This window comes from Streptomyces tauricus, assembly GCF_014650955.1.
GTDB lineage: Bacteria > Actinomycetota > Actinomycetes > Streptomycetales > Streptomycetaceae > Streptomyces > Streptomyces tauricus.
On sequence record NZ_BMVY01000022.1, the window covers coordinates 139,138 to 156,026 of the forward strand.

Annotated in this window: 16 protein-coding genes; 8 read left to right on the forward strand and 8 right to left on the reverse strand. The window is 71.0% G+C overall.

Annotated elements, in window-relative coordinates; all coding sequences use genetic code 11:
- Window positions 1-146: 146 nt before the first annotated feature.
- Window positions 147-1,511, forward strand: a complete 1,365-nt coding sequence (locus tag IE278_RS28075) for a phosphoinositide-specific phospholipase C-related protein (protein WP_189776060.1) — start codon at window positions 147-149, stop codon at window positions 1,509-1,511.
- Window positions 1,512-1,595: 84 nt separating this feature from the next.
- Here the strand turns inward: IE278_RS28075 and IE278_RS28080 are convergent, their stop codons facing one another.
- Window positions 1,596-2,306, reverse strand: a complete 711-nt coding sequence (locus IE278_RS28080; RefSeq protein WP_189776061.1) for a dienelactone hydrolase family protein — start codon at window positions 2,304-2,306, stop codon at window positions 1,596-1,598.
- A 178-nt stretch (window positions 2,307-2,484) separates the two neighbouring features.
- Here IE278_RS28080 and IE278_RS28085 point away from each other — a divergent pair, with 178 nt between their 5' ends.
- From IE278_RS28085 to IE278_RS28095, 3 genes are all read left to right on the forward strand, one after another.
- Window positions 2,485-2,901, forward strand: a complete 417-nt coding sequence (locus tag IE278_RS28085; protein ID WP_189776062.1) for a VOC family protein — start codon at window positions 2,485-2,487, stop codon at window positions 2,899-2,901.
- 54 nt (window positions 2,902-2,955) lie between these two features.
- Entirely contained in the window at window positions 2,956-4,053 is a 1,098-nt protein-coding gene (locus IE278_RS28090; RefSeq protein ID WP_189776063.1) for an adenosine deaminase, read from the forward strand.
- Between the two features lie 284 nt (window positions 4,054-4,337).
- A complete protein-coding gene (locus IE278_RS28095) occupies window positions 4,338-5,564 on the forward strand; it encodes a cytochrome P450 (RefSeq protein WP_189776064.1) in 1,227 nt (408 codons plus the stop codon).
- A 168-nt stretch (window positions 5,565-5,732) separates the two neighbouring features.
- Here the strand turns inward: IE278_RS28095 and IE278_RS28100 are convergent, their stop codons facing one another.
- The 6 genes from IE278_RS28100 to IE278_RS28125 all read right to left on the reverse strand — a co-directional run bounded on the left by IE278_RS28100 (window position 5,733) and on the right by IE278_RS28125 (window position 11,516).
- Entirely contained in the window at window positions 5,733-6,998 is a 1,266-nt protein-coding gene (locus IE278_RS28100; protein WP_189776065.1) for a cytochrome P450, read from the reverse strand.
- Window positions 6,995-7,612, reverse strand: a complete 618-nt coding sequence (locus IE278_RS28105) for a GTP-binding protein (protein ID WP_107019020.1) — start codon at window positions 7,610-7,612, stop codon at window positions 6,995-6,997. Before IE278_RS28105 ends, IE278_RS28100 begins: the two co-directional genes overlap by 4 nt.
- Window positions 7,593-7,949, reverse strand: a complete 357-nt coding sequence (locus tag IE278_RS28110; protein ID WP_189776066.1) for a DUF742 domain-containing protein — start codon at window positions 7,947-7,949, stop codon at window positions 7,593-7,595. The genes IE278_RS28105 and IE278_RS28110 overlap by 20 nt, the downstream gene beginning before the upstream one ends.
- Window positions 7,946-8,365 carry a roadblock/LC7 domain-containing protein gene (locus IE278_RS28115; RefSeq protein WP_189776083.1) on the reverse strand — a complete coding sequence of 140 codons (420 nt, stop codon included), beginning with the start codon at window positions 8,363-8,365 and terminating at the stop codon, window positions 7,946-7,948. Before IE278_RS28115 ends, IE278_RS28110 begins: the two co-directional genes overlap by 4 nt.
- Before the next feature lie 116 nt (window positions 8,366-8,481).
- Window positions 8,482-10,266 carry an ATP-binding protein gene (locus IE278_RS28120; protein ID WP_189776067.1) on the reverse strand — a complete coding sequence of 595 codons (1,785 nt, stop codon included), beginning with the start codon at window positions 10,264-10,266 and terminating at the stop codon, window positions 8,482-8,484.
- A 329-nt stretch (window positions 10,267-10,595) separates the two neighbouring features.
- A complete protein-coding gene (locus IE278_RS28125; protein ID WP_189776068.1) occupies window positions 10,596-11,516 on the reverse strand; it encodes a LysR family transcriptional regulator in 921 nt (306 codons plus the stop codon).
- Window positions 11,517-11,628: 112 nt separating this feature from the next.
- Here IE278_RS28125 and mgrA point away from each other — a divergent pair, with 112 nt between their 5' ends.
- Window positions 11,629-12,618, forward strand: coding sequence for an L-glyceraldehyde 3-phosphate reductase (gene mgrA, locus IE278_RS28130; RefSeq protein WP_189776069.1), 990 nt, complete (start codon window positions 11,629-11,631; stop codon window positions 12,616-12,618).
- Window positions 12,619-12,736: 118 nt separating this feature from the next.
- Here the strand turns inward: mgrA and IE278_RS28135 are convergent, their stop codons facing one another.
- Entirely contained in the window at window positions 12,737-13,120 is a 384-nt protein-coding gene (locus IE278_RS28135; RefSeq protein WP_189776084.1) for a nuclear transport factor 2 family protein, read from the reverse strand.
- A gap of 347 nt (window positions 13,121-13,467) precedes the next feature.
- Here IE278_RS28135 and IE278_RS28140 point away from each other — a divergent pair, with 347 nt between their 5' ends.
- The 3 genes from IE278_RS28140 to IE278_RS28150 form a co-directional block, all read left to right on the forward strand.
- A complete protein-coding gene (locus IE278_RS28140; RefSeq protein WP_189776070.1) occupies window positions 13,468-13,878 on the forward strand; it encodes a hypothetical protein in 411 nt (136 codons plus the stop codon).
- A gap of 94 nt (window positions 13,879-13,972) precedes the next feature.
- Entirely contained in the window at window positions 13,973-16,309 is a 2,337-nt protein-coding gene (locus IE278_RS28145) for an ABC transporter ATP-binding protein/permease (RefSeq protein WP_189776071.1), read from the forward strand.
- A gap of 19 nt (window positions 16,310-16,328) precedes the next feature.
- The coding region (locus IE278_RS28150) for an SH3 domain-containing protein (RefSeq protein ID WP_246570759.1) at window positions 16,329-16,889 on the forward strand (561 nt) is incomplete at its 3' end.

Below are 16,889 nucleotides of genomic sequence, written 5' to 3' on the forward strand. Positions count from 1 at the left end.
GGAGTAACGCGGTGCCCGGCATGCGCCCCGTGAAACGCCGCGCTATTGACCGGTACATACCAAGCCGATTGAGTGTCCCGCGCAGACCCCCCACTTTTCCGGCCGCCGACCAGGCGCCGCCGCGCTGCCGAAGGGACCTCACCGCCATGCGGAGACACCGCCCCCTGCTCGCCCTCACCGCCGCCGGAGCGGCACTGGCCACCGCCCTGGCCGCTCCCTCCCACGCCGCGGACGTGCCGACCTCGGGCGTGTTCTACGTACAGAGCGCGGTCACCGGCCTGAACGCCGCCGACAGCGGGGGAGCGGTCGTCCAGCGCAACCCCAAGGGCAACGAGGACCGTCAGCAGTGGACGCTCCGGGCCACCGGCACCTCGTACGTCCTGGAGAGCACCGACACCGCGGGCAGCTGCCTGGGCCGCTCCGGGGGCCAGGCGAGGACCGTGGCCTGCGCGGGCGCGGACGCCTCGTGGGAGATCACGTCGACGGGCACCGACCGGTACCGGCTCAAGGTGCCAGGCGCCGACCAGTACCTGACCGTCGGGGCCAAGGCCTCCGGCGCCAACTATCCCGCGCAGCTCGTGGTGGGCGCGGCGGGCGACCCCGCCGCCTGGTACCTGACCCCGGTGACGTCCCCGGCCTCCCCGATGCCGTCCGCGGACCGGCGCACCCTGGACCAGGTCACCTTCCTCACCTCCCACAACGCCTACGCGAACGGCGTCGACGGCGGATTCGCGCCGCCCTTCGTCAACCTCGTCCCGAACCAGAGCCGGGGCATCAACCAGCAACTCGCCGACGGCGTACGCGGGTTCATGCTGGACATCCACCAGACCCCGGACGGCGCGATCCTCTGCCACAACAGCTGCACCCTCGTCAGCAGGCCGGTGGCCCTGAACGTGGACCTCCAGCGCATGGTCGACTTCCTCCGGCAGAACCCCGGTGAGATCGTCACCGTGTTCCTGGAGGACTACGTCGACCCGGGCGTCCTGCGCGCCGAACTGGCCCGTGTGAACGGCCTGTCCGACGTCCTCTACCGCCCGGACCGGAGCGGCGTACGCGTCAACGGCTGGCCCAAGGTGGCGGACCTGATCGCCGCCAACGACCGGCTGCTCCTGTTCACCGACCACAGCCGCTCCGCCGACCAGTCGGCCGGGCTCACCCGGGACAGCTTCGGCGTCATGTACCAGCGCGAGTGGACCGTGGAGAACTACTGGTCCATGGGCTCGGGCCTCGGCAGCTCCGACTGGTCCTGCTACAGCCGCTGGTACGACGCGAACACCAACGTCCCCCTCACGGCGACTGCGCCGCCCTTCCGCCCGCTCTTCGTGATGAACCACTTCCGGGACACGGCGATCGCCTCGACCGCGACCACCGACAACACCAAACTCACCGACCGGGCCCAGCGCTTCTGCCAGCCCGCCGCCCGCAAGAAGCCCAACTTCCTCGCGGTGGACCGCTACGACCTGGGCTCACCGGCCTCGGCGGTGGCGACCCTGAACACGTACACGTACTGACCTTCCCGTACCGACGCGCACGGCTGCCCCCGGCGGAACCGGGGGCAGCGACGTACGAACCGCTCGACGGGGCGTGGCGCGCGGTCAGCCGAGCTGCGCGTGCAGGAACTCGACCGTGCTCCGCCAGGCCCGCTCCGACGCCTCGGGGTCGTGGACCTCCGGGCGGCCGTCGTTGAAGAAGGCGTGGTCGGCCGGGTAGACGCGGAAGTCCGGGGTGATGCCGGACTGCTCGCGGATGGTCTCGCCGAGCGGGGCGAGGGAGTCGACGGGGATGGCGGAGTCCCGCTCGCCGTAGTGGCCGAGGATCTGGGCCTTGAGGCCGGAGAAGTCGGGAGCCTCGCCCTGGATGACCCCGTAGAACGGGACGGCCGCGCGCACGCGCGGGTCGGTGGCCGCCTGGTAGAGGACGAAACCGCCGCCCATGCAGAAGCCGACCGAGCCGACGGTCTCGGAGGTGACCTCCGGCATGGCCAGCAGATGGTCGACGGCGCCTGACAGCAGCTCGACTCCGCGGGCCACGGGAAGCTCCTGCATCATGCGGTACGCCTCGCCGCTCTCGTGGGCGACGTTGCCGCCGTAGAGATCCGGCGCCAGCGCCACGAAGCCCTCCTTCGCCAGGCGCTCGGTGACGTCCGCGATGTGGTCGGTCAGCCCCCACCACTCCTGGATGACGATGACGCCGGGCCCCCGGCCGGACGGGGGCAGGGCCAGGTAACCGTGCGCGGTGGCGCCGCCGCTCGGGAAGGTGACGTTCTGATGGGCGGGTGCCCCGGTCGACCTGGGCTTCTCGGACATGGTGTGTCACTCCTGTCACTTGATCCTTCCCCCAGCATGCAGGAGGCGGGTGCCACGCGGGCAGGCGACCCCCCGACGATGGCGTATCCTCGCGTGTTACGTATAACCCCTGCGGCCGCACCCGCCGCCGCACCTCCGCCGCTGCGCCCTTGCCGCCGCCAACCCTGGAGAGGCCCCGATGCGACGCGTTGCCCTGGTCACCCTCGTCGTCGACGACTACGACGAGGCGATCCGCTTCTACACCGACGCCCTCGGCTTCCGGCTCGCCGAGGACACCCCACGGCCCGACGGGTCCCGCTGGGTCGTCGTGGAACCCGGCACCGGGGACCAGGGCACCGGGCTCCTGCTGGCCCGCGCCAAGGACGAGGCCCAGCGCGGCCGGGTCGGCGACCAGACCGGCGGCCGGGTCGGCTTCTTCCTGCACACCGACGACTTCGCCCGCGACCACGCCCGGATGACCGCCGCGGGCGTGACCTTCCTGGAGGAACCGCGACACGAGCCGTACGGCTCGGTCGCCGTCTTCCAGGACCTGTACGGGAACAGGTGGGACCTGCTGCAGCCGGCCGCCCCCGCCGCCGACAGCACCCCCCAGTAGCCCAGCGCCATCCCCACCGGACCCCCATCACAGCGACCTGCCGAGGAACACCGCATGACCGCGCCCCGCACCGACTCCAGCACCGACCTCCCTCTCGACGCCGACACCATCCGCAGGCTCCCCAAGGCCGTCCTGCACGACCACCTCGACGGCGGCCTGCGCCCCGCGACGCTCGTCGAACTCGCCGTCGCGGTCGGCCACACCCTCCCCACCACCGACCCGGACGCGCTCGCCGCCTGGTACTACGAGGCGGCCAACTCCGGCGACCTGGTCCGCTACATCGCCACCTTCGAGCACACCCTGGCCGTCATGCAGACCCGTGAGGGACTGCTGCGCACCGCCGAGGAGTACGTGCTCGACCTCGCCGCGGACGGAGTCGTCTACGGAGAGGTCCGCTACGCCCCCGAACTGCTGCTGAACGGCGGGCTCACGCTCCCCGAGGTCGTCGAGACCGTGCAGGAGGGCCTGGCCGCGGGTATGGCGAAGGCGACGGCCGCCGGTACGCCCGTCCGGGTCGGCACGCTGCTGTGCGGGATGCGGATGTTCGACCGCAGCCGCGAGATCGCGGACCTGGCCGTGGCGTTCCGGGACGCGGGTGTCGTCGGCTTCGACATCGCGGGCGCCGAGGACGGCTTCCCGCCCGCCGACCACCTCGACGCGTTCGCGCACCTGCGCGTCGAGAACGTCCCGTTCACCATCCACGCCGGTGAGGCGCACGGCCTGCCCAGCATCCACCAGGCGCTCCAGGTCTGCGGCGCCCAGCGCATCGGGCACGGCGTGCGGATCACCGACGACATCGTGGACGGCAAGCTCGGCCGGGTCGCCGAGTGGATACGCGACCGGCGGATCGCCCTGGAGATGTGCCCGACCTCCAACCTGCAGACCGGTGCGGCCACCTCGATCGCCGACCACCCGATCACCCGGCTGCGCGACCTGGGCTTCCGCGTCACCCTCAACACCGACAACCGCCTCGTCTCCGGCACCACCATGACCCGCGAGATGTCCCTGCTCGTCGACGAGGCGGGCTGGACCCTCGACGACCTCCGCACGGTCACGGTCAACGCGCTCAAGAGCGCGTTCATCCCCTTCGACGAGCGAAGCGCCCTGATCCGGGACGTGGTCCTGCCGGGGTACGACCTCGGGCCGCGCTGACACGTGTCGAATAAGTCGTGGCCGAAAGTGTTCGACGGCTGAGGGAGCGGCGGTCCGCCATGCGGTGGACCGCCGGTCTCCCGGCGTCGGCGCGATCATCGGATTCCGGCATAACTGCTCAAAAGGCACCTGATATGGGAGCGAAAGCGCCGGAACGGGCGAGCGGGAGGCGCCCACGGGACGGAAAGGTCAGGCGTTCAACTTCGGCCAGGACTGGACTGTTTGAGCCATCGAAAGATCATTAACCTGTTCCTCGACGGCACGCATCCAACACGAGGAGTTCCGTGTCCACTGCCCAGCAGGCGCCCGACATCCTCTCTCCCGAGTTCGCCGCGGATCCCTACCCCGCGTACGCGGCGATGCGGGAGAAAAATCCCCTGATCTGGCACGAGGCCACCCAGAGCTACATCCTTTCCCGTTACGACGACGTCGAACGTGTCTTCAAGGACAAGAAGTCCGAGTTCACGACCGACAACTACGACTGGCAGCTGGAGCCGGTCCACGGCAAGACGATCCTCCAGCTCAGCGGCCGTGAGCACGCGGTGCGGCGGGCCCTCGTCGCCCCCGCGTTCCGCGGCAGCGACCTCCAGGAGAAGTTCCTGCCGGTCATCGAGCGCAACTCGCTCGCACTGATCGACGCCTTCCGGGAGACCGGTTCGGCCGACATCGTCAGCGACTACGCGACCCGGTTCCCGGTCAACGTCATCGCGGACATGCTGGGCCTGGACAAGGCCGACCACGCCCGCTTCCACGGCTGGTACACGGCCGTCATCGCCTTCCTCGGCAACCTCTCCGGTGACGCCGAGGTGACCGCCGCCGGTGAGCGCACCCGCCGGGAATTCGCCGAGTACATGATCCCGATCATCCGCGACCGGCGCGACAACCTGGGTGACGACCTGCTGTCGACGCTCTGTGCCGCCGAGGTCGACGGTGTCCGGATGAGCGACGAGGACATCAAGGCGTTCTGCAGCCTGCTGCTCGCCGCCGGCGGGGAGACCACCGACAAGGCGATCGCCAGCATTCTCGCCAACCTCCTGATGAACCCGGAGCAGTTGGCGGCGGTCTACGAGGACCGGAGCCTGATCCCCGCGGCCTTCGCGGAGACGCTGCGCTACACCCCGCCGGTCCACATGATCATGCGGCAGTCGGCCACCGACGTCGAGGTCTCCGGCGGCACCATCCCCAAGGGGGCCACGGTGACCTGCCTCATCGGAGCCGCCAACCGGGACGAGGGCCGCTACGGCGACCCCGACCGGTTCGACATATTCCGGGACGACCTCACCACGACCTCCGCGTTCTCGGCGGCGGCCGACCACCTCGCGTTCGCGCTGGGCCGGCACTTCTGTGTCGGCGCGCTGCTCGCCAAGGCGGAGGTCGAGATCGGCGTGAACCAACTGCTCGACGCCATGCCGGACCTGCGCCTGGCCGACGGCTTCGACCCGGTCGAGCAGGGCGTCTTCACCCGAGGCCCCCAGTCACTCCCGGTCCGCTTCACCCCGGTCGGCGCCTGACCACCCCACGTCTTCTGCGGGTCGGGATCACGTATCCCGACCCGCAGAAGACACAGCGCCCCGAAGGACAGCGCCCCGAAGGGGCGCGGGGAACGGCGCACCCAGCCACGACGCACCCGCAGGCACACAACGCACCCGCGGACAACGAGAACCGCACCCAGCGGACCGCTAGTGCACCGCGGGAGTGAACTGCACCGGCAGCGACGTCAGCCCCCGCATCCAGATGGACGGACGCCACGTCAGCTCCGAGGGGTCCACACCCAGTACCAGGTCGGGCAGCCGCTCGAGCAGCGTCTCCACCGCCGTACGCGCCATCACGTCCGCGAGGAGCGGCGCCGGATACGGGCAGCGGTGCTCGCCGTTGCTGAACGACAGGTGCGAGGAGTTCTCCGCGCCGACATGCGACTCGGGCCAGATCTGCGGGTCCGTGTTGGCCGCCGCGAGACCGAGGACGAGGCAGTCACCCTCACGGATGAGCCGCCCGCCGAGCTGGGTGTCGCGCACGGCCCAGCGGCCGATGAAGTTCTGGGTCGGGGTGTCCAGCCACAGCACCTCGTTGAGCGCGTCGCCGACACTGACCCGGCCGCCGGAGACGTTGACCGCGAACCGCTCGTCGGTCAGCAGCAGACGCAGGGTGTTGCAGATCCAGTTGGCGGTCGGCTGCTGGGCGGCGGCGATGACGGAGATCAGGTCCTGCACGATCTCCTCGTCGCTGAGCCCCGCCGGGTCCTGCAGCATCCGGGAGGTGACATCGGGACCGGGGCGGTCCCGCTTCTCCTTCACCAGCTGCATGATGCGCTCCCCGACGCGCATGTACGCCGCCACCGGGTCGTCGCCCTCACCGGCGTCGAGCGAGATCCGCAGGTCGTCGACGAGCCGCTCGGTGTCCTCGCTGCCCTGGGGCATACCGCACATCCACAGCACGGCGCGGGCCGGCAGGGCATGCGCGTACGTGCTCATCAGCTCGGTCTGCCCGCTGCCGCCGAACGAGGCGATCAGCTGCTCGGCGATCGACTGGCACTCACGGGCCAGTTCGAACTGGTCGACGCCCTCCAGCGCCTGCGTGATGACGCCGGCCCGGCGCTGGTGCTCCGGGCCCTCGGTGAACAGCACGGACGGCTGGTAACCGACGAACGGCATCAGCGGCCAGTCCGCCGGAATGTTCGGCCACTGGTTCCAGCGCCGGGAATCCCGCGCGAACAGCTCGTCATGGCTGGTCACATAGCTGACCTCGGGATAGCCGAGGACGAGCCAGGCCGGGATGTCGCCGTCGAGGAAGACCGGAGCCACCGCTCCGTGGTCCCTGCGCATCGTGCGGTACAGCTGCGAGGGCGTCTGCTGGTACTCCAGACCGCCCAGTTGCACGGCTGAACCGTGCGCGGGGCAGCCGGGCGGGGGAGTGTTCGAGGAACGGGAGCCGGTGGTGTCGCTCACGACGTCCCCTCCTGGGACAGGGCCAATGCGTAGAGGTGGTCCACGAGAGTGATCAGGACTTCCTTGCCCGACGACCTGACCCGCGCGTCACAGTCGACCATGGGCACATGGTCGCCCAGCGCGAGTGCCTGCCGGATCTCGTCGAGCGAGAACCGCTGCTCGTCGTCGTCGAAACGATTGACGGCCACCACGAACGGCGTCTTGTGGTGTTCGAGCCGATCGATCGCGTACCAGGAGTCCTCCATGCGCCGGGTGTCGACGAGGACGATCGCGCCCAGGGTGCCGGAGAACAGCCGGTCCCACAGGAACCAGAAGCGCTCCTGGCCCGGCGCGCCGAACAGGTAGAGCACCATCCGCTGGTTGAGGCTGATGCGCCCGAAGTCGAAGGCGACGGTGGTCGTCGTCTTGCGCTCCACACCCGCCGTCTCGTCGACGCCCTGCCCCGCCTGCGTCATCACCTCTTCGGTGTTGAGCGGCCGTATCTCGCTGACCGAGCGGACCAGGGTGGTCTTGCCGGCGCCGAAACCGCCCACGACGACGATCTTCAGTCCGGTCTCGGCGGCATCGGCCAGCGGCGTGCGCTGGGCGGGCAGCTCAGAGGTTGCGGAGCCCATGGAGCACCTCCTGCAGCAGTGCGGTTTCGGGGAGGGTCGCGACGGAATCGGCCGCGCGGGGGTGACGGGCGCTCACCTTGCCCATGGCATGGAGGTCGCCGAGGAGGATCCGTACCACGGTGATGGGCAGCTTGAGCTCGGCCGAGACCTCGACCAGTGCCGTCGGGTGACGGCACAGTTCGAGGATCCGGACGTGCTCGGACTGCATCCCGGCGGTCGGCTCGCACTCGCTGACGATCAGCGTGACCAGGTCGAAGGCGTCATCGGCTTCGCTGCGTCCGCCCGTGACCGTGTAGAGCCGGTCGGGGTCGCCGATGTCCACGGGTTTGCGGCTCACGCCGAGGCACCCCTGGTGACGGGCGTGCGCGGTTCGGCCCGCAGATGGTCACCGATCTGTTCCACCAGCTCGGTCATCTGATGGCCGACGACGCCCGGGTCGGCGCTCTCCTCGGCGACGACCGCGAGGTGCGCGCCCTGGCCGGCCTCGACGATGAACAGGAGGCCTCCGTGGAACTCGGTCATGGAGTGCCGGACGCCGCCGGTTCCGTCGCCGAACTCCACGGACGCGCCCTGGGCGAGCGCCTGGATGCCGGAGCAGATCGCCGCCAGCTGGTCGGCCTGGTCGAGGGTGAGGTGTTCCGTCCAGCACAGCTTCAGACCGTCCCGGGACAGGACGAGTGCGTGGCGGGTGCCCGGCGTGCGCTCCAAGAGGTTCATCAAGAGCCAGGTGAGGCTGTTGTCAGTGGTCTCCATGATGGGCGGGTCGGGTGCTGACCAGTCGGTGGTCACCCGGCCCGTTCCTCCAATCCAACGGGGTGCGGCGAATCAGTGCGGGGTGGGCTTCAGAGCTGTGCGAAGGGCTGAGGGGGCTAGCCGTCCGCCTCGGGCCCGGTCTCGGGTCGGGCGTCCTCGCCGGGGGCGGCGGGGGAGCCGTCGGTGTTTCCTCCGGCGTGCCGGCCGCGATGGAAGGCGCCGAACCGGCTGCCCGCGTCACGCGCCGGGGCGTTCGCGTCGGGCTCCGCCCTGGACGGCTCGGGAGCGGCCTTCGACCGGCCGCGTTCCGCCTCGGCCATGGTGCGGCCGGGGGCCCGGACGGGCAGTCCGCCCGGAGTGGCCGCGCCGCGCCTGCGGGGCATGTCGACCGGGGGCGCCTCGTCCACGGGCGCGGCCGGCTGCGGAGTGCGTACCGGAAACGATTCCTCGGCCGCGGGGACCGGTGCGGGGACCGCAGCGGAGGCCGGTGTCGCGGCCGGTGCGGCGGCCGGGAGGTCCGCGCCGGGGCGCGGACGCTCAGGACCGACCGGCTCACGTTGCTGAGCCACCAGCTGGGGCGGCAGCAGGACGACGACACCGGTGCCGCCGCGCGAGGAGGGGCGGTAGTTCACGCTGATGCCGTGCTTGGCGGCGAGCCGTCCCACCACGCTCAGGCCCAGCCGGGTGCCCTGGAGCGAGGCCAGGTCGGTGACCTGGCCCGACACGGACTCCTCGGCCCGGCGCATGGAGGCGTCGGACATCTTCAGTCCGCTGTCCTCGATGGTGATGACGAGACCGGCGCTGCGCTCCTCCACGTACACGTGGACCTCGTCGATCGGCGGCGAGAAGTTGGCGGCGTTGTCCATGAGTTCGGCCAGCAGGTGCATGACGCCCTCGGCGGCGAAGCCCGCGATGGAGGCCTTGCTGGAGTTGTGCAGCCGCACCCGCCGGTAGGCGGCGATCCGGCCGACGGAGCCGCGCAGGATGCTCTCCATGACGATCGGCTTGTTCCACACGCGGCTGGAACGACCGCCCATCAGCAGGGCGAGCCGGTCGGTCATGAGGCCGAGCTGGGAGGTGCTGTGGTCCAGCCGCAGCAGATCACCGAAGATCTCCCCGCCGTGGCGGTCCTGCATGTCCCGAAGGTCGGCGAGCATGCCGACGGTCTTGGCCTGGACCCGGCTGAGCGCCTTCGCGGAGGCGGCCTGGGCGGCGGCGGAACGGCGCTCGCTGTAGGCCAGTTCACGGATGAACGATTCCGCGGGGGAGCGCAGCAGCGGGTTGGTCGGCCAGTCGAGCTTCGCCAGCACGGTGTCGGCCGAACTGCCCTCGCGCAGCAGGGACACCGCGGCGGGCAGGGTGTCGTGGGTCAGCCGCTCCAGTTCCTGCGTCCCCTTGGCCAGTTCGCGGCGCATCATGTCGAGGTCCGACTGCGCGTCGGCGGTCCGCCGTACGGACTCGGCGACCTCGGTGGTGAAGACGTGCAGCATCCGGCGCAGATACGGGTCGGAGGGGGTGGGCAGACCGGCCAGGACCTTGTCGGCGCCGACGCCGTTCTTCAGCTGCTCGGCCACCGCCGGCAGGGTCACGTTGACCAGCTGATCCGTCTCGGCGCCGTGCTGGCTCCAGTTGTTCTTGGTCATCTCCAGTTCGCCGGTCCGCGACACCGTCTGGCGGTGGGCCTTGCGCAACCGGGCGGCGGTGAAGGCGACGACGGCCGCTATGCAGACCCAGGCGGCTGTCGCCGTACCCGCCACCCATGGGCGGGCTCCCTCGGGGGCGAGGCCGACGGCCGCTCCGGCACCCGCGGCCGTGACGACCAGGACCGCGGGGAACACGACCGGAGTGGAACCCGTCTTCTGCGCAGATCGGCGCTGACGGGGGCGAGCAGGCACTGGCATTCCGCGGTCCCTCGGTCCGTGCGAGCAGGAGTACGTCCACAGGTGAAACGTCGCCGAGAACACGGAAGATGAGAGGTCGCCTTCCGGATCAAGCGCGTCGCTCATGCTAGTCACCGGACCTGGCAGTCGGGCCCGGCAGGGGGCTCATCCCCCCGATCACTTCACATCGTCGGGAAATGGCTACCGCGAAACGCCTCTGTGGTAGATGAACTGAGTTGACGTCAACCGGCCGCTGACAAGCGGCAGTCGGCAGTTTCGTGCGCTTTGCCGCCCCCGATCCGTGTTCGAAACTTCGTCACCTTCGATTCAGGGGGTGCGTTTTCGGCCAACTAGCCGCTGATCCCGGCCGATGAGCCGACCGTCTCGACGGCCAGAACCTCCGTGTCGAGCAGCGACATGAAGGCCCTCGCCGCCGGGCTGGTCGCCTCCGGCGGCGGCAGCATCGCGACCGTCTCGTACGGCGTCTCGGTGTCGGCCTTGAGCGGGAGGGCCGGGAGGGCCGGCCGCTTGTGGGCGAAGTGGCGCGGCACGACGGCGATGCCGAGGCCCTCCTCTACGAGGTCGAGCAGGCTGTGCACGTCGTTCACCTCCAGGGTGACCGTGCGCTGCACCCGCGCCGCCGCGAAGGCCGCGTCGGTGGTGCGGCGCGGCCCCCAGTCGGGGTGGAAGTCGACGAAGGCCTCGCCGCCCAGCTCGTACGGGGTGACCGGACCGCCGCCCGCCAGCCGGTGCGAGGGATGGCAGACGACGGTCATCGGCTCGCGGGTCAGCGGCAGGCTGCGCAGCTGCTCCGTGTCGGCGCGGGTGGTCACCGCGAACGCCAGATCGAGCCGCCCCGCGGCGACGTCCTCCGCGAGCGCGCCCGACCCGGCCTGCCGCAGCCGGATCTCCACATCCGGATGCCGCCTGCGGAACTCGGCCAGCAGCGGCGCCACGTGCACGCCCGCGATGCACTGCTCGGTGCCCAGCGAGAGCGTGCCGCGCAGCACGCCCTGTACGGCGGCCACCGCGTCGTGGGCCGCGCGGACCTGTGCCAGGATCCGCTCCGCCTCGGTCAGCAGGGCCCGCCCGGCCTCGGTGAGCGTGACCCGGCGGGTGGTGCGCACGAACAGCGGCGCGCGCAGTTCGCGCTCCAGCGCGCGGATGGAGGCGGACAGGCCGGACTGCGACACCATGAGGCGTTCCGCCGCCCGGGTGAAGTGCTGGTCCTCGGCGACCGCGACGAAGTGCTGAAGGTGGCGCAATTCCATGATTGAGAAGCGTATCCGCTGAATCCCATCCGATTCTCCTGTTGGACCGCTGTCCTGGGGCAGGCGAGAGTGGACACCGGTCCACTCCGTACCGACCCCTCTGGAGAACGCGTTGTACACCGCACACACCGACCGCTACGCGGACATGCCCTACCGGCGCACCGGACGCAGCGGCCTGAAGCTGCCCGCCCTCTCCCTGGGCCTGTGGCACAACTTCGGCCCCGACCGGCCGGTGGACACCCAGCGCGCGATCCTGCGGCGAGCGTTCGACCTGGGTGTCACCCACTTCGACCTGGCCAACAACTACGGGCCCCCGCCCGGCGCCGCCGAGTCCGCCCTCGGTGACGCGCTGAAGGCGGACTTCGGGCCGTACCGCGACGAGCTGGTCATCTCCTCCAAGGCCGGCTACCTGATGTGGCCGGGCCCGTACGGCGAGTGGGGCTCGCGCAAGTACCTGCTGTCCTCGCTGGACCAGAGCCTGAACCGCATGGGCCTCGACTACGTCGACATCTTCTACTCGCACCGCCCCGACCCGGAGACTCCCCTGGAGGAGACGATGGGCGCCCTGCACTCGGCCGTCCAGCAGGGCAAGGCGCTGTACGTCGGTGTCTCGAACTACTCGCCGGAGCAGACCCGTGAGGCCGCCCGCATCCTGGGCGAGCTGGGCACCCCGCTCCTCATCCACCAGCCGCGCTACTCGATCCTCGACCGGCGCCCCGAGGAGGAGGGGCTGCTGGACACGCTCGACGAGCTGAAGATCGGGTCCATCGCCTACTCGCCGCTGGAGCAGGGGCTCCTCACGGGCCGCTACCTGGACGGCATCCCGGAGGGTTCGCGGGCCGCGAGCGACAGCCCCTTCCTGAGCGCGGACAAGCTGACCGAGGAGCTCGTCGCCGACCTGCGCGCCCTGAACGACATCGCCAAGTCCCGCGGTCAGTCGCTGGCCCAGATGGCGCTGGCCTGGGTGCTGCGCGGCGGCAGGGTCACCTCCGCGCTGATCGGCGCGAGCAGTCCGCAGCAGCTGGAGGACAGCGTGGCCGCCACGGGCAACCTGGAGTTCTCGCAGGACGAGCTCGACCGGATCGACGCGCTCGTACGGTAGCGCTCCGCGAAGCGGTCTGCCGGGGGCGCGGTGATGTGTCCGCGGGCCCGGTGGGGCCCGGTCGCGCAGTTCCCCGCGCCCCTTCCGGGGCGCGGGTGCCGCGTCCACCGGATCAGGGTCACTCCGCGGCGGGCACCCTGTCGAGGAAGCCGAACACGCTCCGTATCCGGTCGTCCTCGGTCAGGGTGATCACGTCGAAGCCGGCGACGGGCGCCGAGCCGTCCGTGGTGTTCACCAGCTCCCAGCCGAAACGGGCCGTGCCGTGATGGCCGTCCACCGGCCCGGCCGGACGGAAGACGAAGCCGGGAAACTGCTCGTGGGCCGCGGCGATCACGGCCGCGATCCCCTCGTGCCCCCTGACATCGGCGAGCGGGTCGGTGTACCCGCCGTCCGCGGTCCAGGCGGCGGCCACCGCCTTCGCCAGGGCCTCCGCCCCGTCCGCGTTCCAGGCATCGAAGTAACGGGCTACGGCGGTCTCGTACCGGTTCTCGTTCGCGGACACGTTCACGGTCATGAGGAATCAGCCTCCAGCGAGGTCTTCGGGATGCGGTACCGCAACCATGCCGGGCGCCGCCGGGACCGTCGATTACCCCGCGGGTAATGCGCCGCCGGGCACGCGACGCGCACCGCGCGACCCGTACCGCCGAGCCGTTTCGGCCAAACAGGACCGTGAATATGCCAGGAGACTGGCCGGAAAGGCATGGTGACACTGTGTCAGGAGTGGCGATACTCAAAGGCTAGGGCAATTCACCCTTCACCACTCCTCGGAACAGCGCCACGGTGCACCGGAAACGAGCCGCGGGAAAGAGAGGCCGACAGGCGGCGAGCGGATGCGATGGGGGAGTGATCGTGCACGATGAATTCCTGTGCCACGTCACCGCGTACGGAGTCTGTGGCGGAATGTGGGTCGGTGTACCGCTCGGCACCTACCGGGCCCCCACCCTGGCCCTGGCCATGTGGTGGTTACGGGACCGGGCGTCCTGGATCGCCGAGCGCCTCGATCCCGATCCCGGCGCCCCCTACTTCCCGCCGAACTCGATGGCGCCCGTCGCCGGGACGACGCCCGATGTGCCCGGCCTGCTGCGCGCCTGGTGCGGTGACATGGTGCAACAGGATCTGGTCGCCGAGGAGTTGGCCGCCGGTCATCTGGTGCGCATCGCCACGAGTGACGAGACCACCGAGTACGAACTGCTCGCGGAGTCCGTCGACGCCCTGCGGATGCAGCGGACCCTGCCCTCTCTGTCCGCCCCGGCCGCCTGAACCCGCGCCCCTCCCTCGCCGGCCCCCGGCCTCGGCTGCCGGGCCCCCGCGCCCGCAGCAGGCGCATATGTGGGCGAATAGCTAGAATTCAGGCATGGGAGAGCGGTCCGCGGTGCCCGACCTCGTCCTCGAAACGGAGACGGGTTCCACGCTGATGACCCCGGACCACGAGTACCACGTCGGCCGGGACCCGCTCAGCGACATCGTCATCGAGGACGCCCGGGTCTCCTGGCACCACGCGGTCCTGCGGCCGGGCACCGACCACTGGACGCTGGAGGACGAGAACAGCACGAACGGCACGTACGCCGACGGCCGCCGCGTCCACGAGTGGGACGTCGGAGCCGGCAGCGTCATCCACTTCGGCGCCCCCTCCGACGGCCCGCGCGCCGTGCTCGCCGACCGGCCCCCGCCCGCCCCCGAGCGGCCCTCGGTCGTCTCCGCGCCCGCCGCGACCGGCACCTTCCGCCGGCCCACCAGCGTGCGCCCGCTGCCCTCCCGCACCGTCCGGATCGGCCGCTCCGGCGACAACGACCTCGTCGTCGACGACCTCGGCGTCTCCCGGCGCCACGCGGAGCTGCGCGCGCTGCCGGACGGGACGTACGAGATCGTCGACCTGGGCAGCCACAACGGCACGTTCCTCAACGGGCAGCCCGTCACGCGCTCCCGTGTCGGCGCGGGCGACATCGTCGGCATCGGCCACTCGGCGTTCTGCCTGGTCGGCGACCAGCTCCAGGAGTACGTCGACACCGGCGAGGTCTCGCTCGACGTGCAGGACCTGTCCGTCGCCGTCGACCGGGGCCGCAAGACGCTCCTCGACCGGGTCTCCTTCCCCGTCGGCGAGAAATGCCTGCTGGCCGTCGTCGGACCCAGCGGCGCGGGAAAGTCCACGCTCCTCAACGCCCTGACCGGGCAGCGCCCCGCCGACCGCGGCACGGTCCTGTACGACGGCCGCGACCTCTACCGGGACTACGCCGAACTGCGCCGGCGCATCGGCCTCGTACCGCAGGAGGACATCCTGCACGCCCAGCTGACCGTGCGGCGCGCCCTCACGTACGCCGCCGAGCTGCGCTTCCCCCAGGACACCGCGAAGGCCGAGCGCAGGGCCCGCGTCGACGAGGTCATCCGCGAACTCGGTCTCGAACAGCGCGCCGGGCAGCCCATCCACAGCCTCTCCGGCGGCCAGCGCAAACGCGTCAGCGTGGCCCTCGAACTGCTCACCAAGCCGTCCCTGCTCTTCCTCGACGAGCCGACCTCCGGCCTCGACCCCGGTATGGACCGCTCCGTGATGCACATGCTGCGCGGACTGGCCGACGACGGGCGGACCGTCGTCGTGGTCACCCACAGCGTGCTCAGCCTCGACGTCTGCGACCGGCTGCTCGTCCTCGCGCCCGGCGGAAAGGTCGCCTACTACGGGCCGCCCGAGGAGACACTCGCCTTCTTCGGCTACGAGCAGTGGCCGGAGGCGTTCGAGGCGTTCGAACGGGACCGCGAACGGGACTGGGCAGGCGACTACCGCGCGTCGGTCCAGCACCGCCAGTACATCGTCAACTCCGCCACCCAGCCGCGCCTCCCGCGGACCGACCCCGCGCCCGGCGCCTTCGCCCGGCCGCCCAAGGCGCAGAGCTGGGGATCGCAGCTGGGCACACTCGTGCGCCGGTACGCCGCCGCGCTCGGCGCCGACCGCACGTTCCTCGCCATCATGATCGCCCTGCCCTTCGTGATGGGAGCGATGGCCCGGGCCCTGGCGGGCAGCAGGCTCACGCAGGAGACGGCGATGAACGCGCTGCTCATCCTCTGCGTCGGCGGAGTCCTGACGGGCGCGGCCAACGCCGTACGCGAACTGGTCAAGGAACGGGTGATCTACCAGCGGGAACGGGCCGTAGGCCTGTCCAGATCGGCGTACCTGATGTCCAAGGTCGTCGTCCTCGGCACGGTCACCGTGCTCCAGGCCGTCGTACTGACCCTGGTGGCGCTGCTCGGCGTCGACCTGAACGCGCCAGGCGGCGAGGGCGTCCTCCTGCCACCCCTCGTGGAGATCACGGTCGCCGTCGCCCTGCTCGCCTTCACCGCGATGATGCTCGGGCTCCTCGTCTCCGCGCTGGTACGCAAGGAGGAGGTCACGATGCCGCTGCTCGTGCTCCTCGCCATCGTGCAGGTCGTGTTCTGCGGCGCGCTGCTCAAACTCGACGGGGTCCCCGGCATCGAACAGCTGTCGTGGCTGGTGCCGTCGCGCTGGGCGCTCGGCGCCATGGCCGGGACCATCGGACTGGCCCGGCTCGTCCCGGGCGAGCTGACGGCCGACCCGCTGTTCCGGCACTCGGCCGGAGTGTGGCTGCTCAACATGGGCATGCTCGTCGTCCTCTCCGCCCTCTTCGGCTACGTGGTGGCCCGGCTGCTCAGACGCCACGAACCCGCGGTCATGCGGAAGTAGCGTGGGGGAGCCAGACACGATGACGACGACCACTCCCGGCTTCCGCCCCACCCATGTGGTCCCGGGGGACGGCATGCCGGCCTGGGACGCCCCCGACCCGGTCCGGCCCACCGTTCCCCTGGACGCCCTCCTGCCGGTCCGGCTCGTCGAACGGCGCGGCGACTGGGGGCACGTCGTGTGCGCCAACGGCTGGTCCGCGTGGGTCGACGGCCGTCTGCTGGTGGCCGTCCCGCAGGACCCGCCGCCCGCCGGGCAGCCGCTCGCCCGCACCGCCGACCCGCGTCCGCTGCTGGCCCGCGTCGAGGAGACGCTGCGCCGCTACCGGCGGCACGTCGAGGAACTGGCGGCCGGACGCCTCGACCGGGAGGCGTTCCACGACCTGACGACGGGGATGCGGGTCGGGATCGTCGTGGAGGGGGAGGCCGTCTGGCTGTACGAGGCCGAGCACGAACGCTGGGTGTACTGCGACGGCACCCGCGTGAGCACGTACGCGACGCGGGAGCCGCCGGCCGCGGCGGCGGACGGCTCAAGCCCGGGCGACGGCTCAAGCCCGGCGGCCTCGGGCCCGGCGGCCTCGGGC

Coding starts and splice junctions, on each gene's coding strand:
- IE278_RS28105 (WP_107019020.1), bottom strand. CDS start 7,612: ATGGGCTCCGCAACCTCTGAGCTGCCCGCCCAGCGCACGCCGCTGGCC.
- IE278_RS28125 (WP_189776068.1), bottom strand. CDS start 11,516: ATGGAATTGCGCCACCTTCAGCACTTCGTCGCGGTCGCCGAGGACCAG.
- IE278_RS28075 (WP_189776060.1), top strand. CDS start 147: ATGCGGAGACACCGCCCCCTGCTCGCCCTCACCGCCGCCGGAGCGGCA.
- IE278_RS28145 (WP_189776071.1), top strand. CDS start 13,973: ATGGGAGAGCGGTCCGCGGTGCCCGACCTCGTCCTCGAAACGGAGACG.
- IE278_RS28090 (WP_189776063.1), top strand. CDS start 2,956: ATGACCGCGCCCCGCACCGACTCCAGCACCGACCTCCCTCTCGACGCC.
- IE278_RS28115 (WP_189776083.1), bottom strand. CDS start 8,365: ATGGAGACCACTGACAACAGCCTCACCTGGCTCTTGATGAACCTCTTG.
- IE278_RS28120 (WP_189776067.1), bottom strand. CDS start 10,266: ATGCCAGTGCCTGCTCGCCCCCGTCAGCGCCGATCTGCGCAGAAGACG.
- IE278_RS28080 (WP_189776061.1), bottom strand. CDS start 2,306: ATGTCCGAGAAGCCCAGGTCGACCGGGGCACCCGCCCATCAGAACGTC.
- IE278_RS28085 (WP_189776062.1), top strand. CDS start 2,485: ATGCGACGCGTTGCCCTGGTCACCCTCGTCGTCGACGACTACGACGAG.